Raw genomic sequence first — 3424 nt, forward strand, 5'->3', positions numbered from 1 at the left:
GCCGATCGCGCCGGGGATCTCCACCGCACCTGCGAGCTCGCCCAGGTAGGCCCGCACGACGGCGGTCCGCGCAGCCTCGACGTCGCCCAGGTCAGCCAGCGCCGCGGCGGCCTGGGCGCTGACCCAGTCCGAGGGAGCCATGGGGCGGTACGGCAGCCCACCACGGGACTCGACGCGAGCGATCGCCGGCTCGAAGACTCCTGCCGCCGTCAACGCATGGCGGGCTCCCCGGCCGACCGCGCCCGGAACACGGTTGAGCACCCGCACCTGGGTCCGGTAGGAGCGGGTGGCGAGGTCGAGGCGCGCACCGATCTGGGGCAGCCCCGCCAGGTCCCCGGCGAGACGTGCGCGCAGCCGGGGGTCCGGCAGGTCCGGGCTGACCCAGACCGCACCTCCGAACCGGGTGGGCAGCATCTTCTCCACACCGAACGAGTGGATCGACACGTCGGCGAGCGGCGCGCCGTCCGGACCGGTCGCCATGCGGCCGGCGCAGTGCGCGGCGTCCTCGACCAGCAGGGCACCGGCGACTCGCGCCGACTCGCGCAGCCTCGCGGCGTTCCGCGTGTCGACGATGCCGAAGGTGTGCTGGAGCACGACGGCATGCGCCGAGGCCGGCACCACAAGGCGCCCGGCGTCGATCGCCACGCTGTCCGGGGTGACGTCGGCATACACCGGGCGCGAGCCCGCCACCAGGATCGGGTCGACCGCCGTCGAGCAGGTGAACGCCTGCGTCACGACGTCGCCGGCACCGCGCGCGGCCGCCAGCGCCTCGAACACGACCTGCAGGCCGTACCGCGCCTTGAAGACGAGGAACCAGTCGGCCGGGCTGGTTCCGGTCCGGTCGGCGAGGGCGCCCGTGACCTCGAGGTGCGGGTCCACGCGCGGGGCCCTAGGAGCGGCGCGTGGGCGCGGCCGGGGCTCCGGACTCGTCCACCTCCGCGCGGTCGGTGGTCCACTGCGTGTGGAAGGAGCCCTCGCGGTCGGTGCGCCGGTAGGTGTGGGCACCGAAGAAGTCGCGCTGCGCCTGGATGAGGTTGGCCGGGAGACGCTCGGCCCGCACCCCGTCGTAGTAGGCCAGCGAGGAGGAGAAGGCCGGGGTCGGCACCCCGTTGAGCGCCGCCTGGGCCACGATCCGCCGCCACGCCGTCACGCCGTCCCCCACGGCCTGGGTGAAGTACTCGTCGGCGAGCAGCAGCGGCAGGTGGGCCTCACGCTCGTAGGCCTCGGTGATCCGGTTGAGGAACCGCGCACGGATGATGCAGCCGCCCCGCCAGATGCGTGCCATGGCACCCCGGTCGATGTCCCAGCCGAACTCGTCGCTCGCCGCGGCGATCTGGTCGAAACCCTGCGAGTACGCCACGACCTTCGAGGCGTACAGGGCGCGACGCACGTCCTCGACGAAGGCCTCACGGTCGATCACGTCCCAGGTGCCGGCGTGCGCGGGCAGCGTCCCGGCCGCGGCGGCACGCTGCGGCACCGAGCCCGACAGGGCGCGCGCGAAGGTCGCCTCGGCGATCCCGGTGATGGGCACGCCCAGGTCGAGACCGTTCTGGACCGTCCAGCGCCCGGTGCCCTTCTGCTCGGCCTGGTCGAGCACGACGTCGACGAAGGCCGAGCCCGTCTGCGGATCGGTGTGGGCGAGGACCTCGGCGGTGATCTCGATGAGGAAGGACTCGAGGTCACCCGTGTTCCACTCGGCGAAGATCTCGCCGATCTCCGCCGCGGAGGCGCCGAGCCCCTGCTTGAGCAGGTCGTAGGCCTCGGCGATGAGCTGCATGTCGGCGTACTCGATGCCGTTGTGCACCATCTTGACGAAGTGCCCGGCACCGTCGGCCCCGACGTAGGTGCAGCACGGGACCCCGTCGACCTGCGCGGCGATCTTCTCGAAGATCGGCCCGAGCCAGGTGTAGGACTCGGCCGAGCCGCCCGGCATGATCGAGGGCCCGAGCAGCGCGCCCTCCTCGCCGCCCGAGACGCCGGTGCCGACGAAGTGCAGGCCGTGCTCGCGCAGGGCTGCCTCACGGCGCCGGGTGTCAGGGAAGTGGGCGTTGCCGGCGTCGATGACGATGTCCCCCTCCTCCAGGAGCGGGACGAGGTCGTCGATCACGGCGTCCGTGGGACCGCCGGCCTTGACCATGACGATGACCTTGCGAGGCCGCTCGAGGGAGGCGACGAAGTCCGCGAGGGTCTGCGAGCCGATGAACTCCCCCTCGTCCCCGTGGTCGGCGAGGAGGGACTCCATGCGCCCCGCCGAGCGGTTGTGCACGGCCACCGTGAAGCCGTTGCGGGCCAGGTTCCTGGCGAGGTTGCGACCCATGACGGCCAACCCGGTGACACCGATCTGCGCGCGTGCGGACATGCTGGTGGGGTTCCCTTCCGACGGAGAGACGACCTCGCCAGGGTAGTGCGGTCAGGCACACCTGGCAGATGTGTCCGCGCGCCGGTCCCCGATGGTGTCACCGCGCCGATCTACGCTGCCACGGTGATCACTGCGGATGCAGACGTCCCCGCCGAGTTCGTGCGCGCCCTGGGCGCCTTGCGCGACCGTCGGCTGCGGCCCGAGATCCGGCTCACCGAGATCCCCGCCCCCGCCCGCATCGCCCCCTACGCGGTGGCCCTGACGGGCGAGCTCCAGGGCGGTCCCGGTGACGAGGCCGAGGAGGATCCCGCCTCGGGCCGCTTCGTCCTGCTCCACGACCCGCGCGGCCAGGAGGCGTGGGAGGGCACCTTCCGCGTCGTGACGCTCGTGCGCGCGACCCTCGACCCCGAGGCTGGTGCTGACCCCCTGGTCTGCGAGGCGGCGTGGAGCTGGGTCACCGAGGCCCTCGAGGCCGCCCCACGGGGCTGGTCCGCCCTCGGCGGCACCGTCACGCGTGTGGTCTCGGAATCCTTCGGAGCACTCGCTGAGCGGCCCGACGAGGTCGAGATCGAGATCCGTGCCTCCTGGACCCCGCCTGACGGCGCCGTCGGCGAGCACCTCGAGGCCTGGGCGACCGTGCTCTGCCACTCCGGCGGCCTGCCCCCTCTCCCCGAGGGGGTCGCGGCCCTCGGCCGCCGCCGCTGACCAGGCTCGAACTGGTCCTCAAGGTCCCTGACCTTCGCGCCGATATCTCGGGTGACACGCCTCACACGCACCCCGGGAGCACTCCCTTGACCGTCGAGCACGTCAGCACCGCACCGGACCGGACGGCCGTGCGGGTCGCACCCGGAGCAGCCTCCGAGCGCGCCCACCCGCCGTCGCAGCGCACCCGGCGCCCCCGCGAGGGCGCCCCGCTGTGCCTCGTCGTTCCCGAGCTCGGGGACGGGGACGGTCACGTGCTGGTCCGTACCCTGCGCCGCCGTGAATCCACCCGCGCCGTGCTGCTGACCCGCAAGGCCGGGCGCCGCGAGCTGGTGGTCCTGCTGGGCAGCGGCATCCGCGGCG

The 3424-nt window shown here is 73.3% G+C and carries 3 protein-coding genes and 1 pseudogene; 2 read left to right on the forward strand and 2 right to left on the reverse strand.

The genetic code is table 11. The annotated features are described in order from the left end of the window. Both L0B03_RS15575 and gndA read right to left on the reverse strand, forming a co-directional pair. Window positions 1-879, reverse strand: an 879-nt coding sequence (locus tag L0B03_RS15575) for a DegT/DnrJ/EryC1/StrS family aminotransferase (RefSeq protein ID WP_250447470.1), incomplete at its 3' end; no start/stop codon positions are given. A gap of 10 nt (window positions 880-889) precedes the next feature. Further along, entirely contained in the window at window positions 890-2359 is a 1470-nt protein-coding gene (gndA, locus tag L0B03_RS15580) for an NADP-dependent phosphogluconate dehydrogenase (RefSeq protein WP_250447473.1), read from the reverse strand. 123 nt (window positions 2360-2482) lie between these two features. On the opposite strand from gndA, the gene L0B03_RS15585 reads away from it, so the two are divergent. Beyond that, window positions 2483-3064: a DUF3000 domain-containing protein gene (locus L0B03_RS15585; RefSeq protein ID WP_308200097.1), complete on the forward strand. Its 582-nt coding sequence runs from the start codon at window positions 2483-2485 to the stop codon at window positions 3062-3064. An 86-nt stretch (window positions 3065-3150) separates the two neighbouring features. Beyond that, window positions 3151-3424 (forward strand): annotated as a pseudogene (locus L0B03_RS15590) (hypothetical protein); the annotation flags it as partial.

Origin of the sequence: Actinotalea sp. C106 (assembly GCF_023630195.1) — a bacterium.
Classification (GTDB): Bacteria; Actinomycetota; Actinomycetes; order Actinomycetales; family Cellulomonadaceae; genus Actinotalea.

Bases quoted from the DNA above. Each gene is read 5' to 3' on its own strand.
- gndA (WP_250447473.1), bottom strand. From the start codon at position 2,359: ATGTCCGCACGCGCGCAGATCGGTGTCACCGGGTTGGCCGTCATGGGT.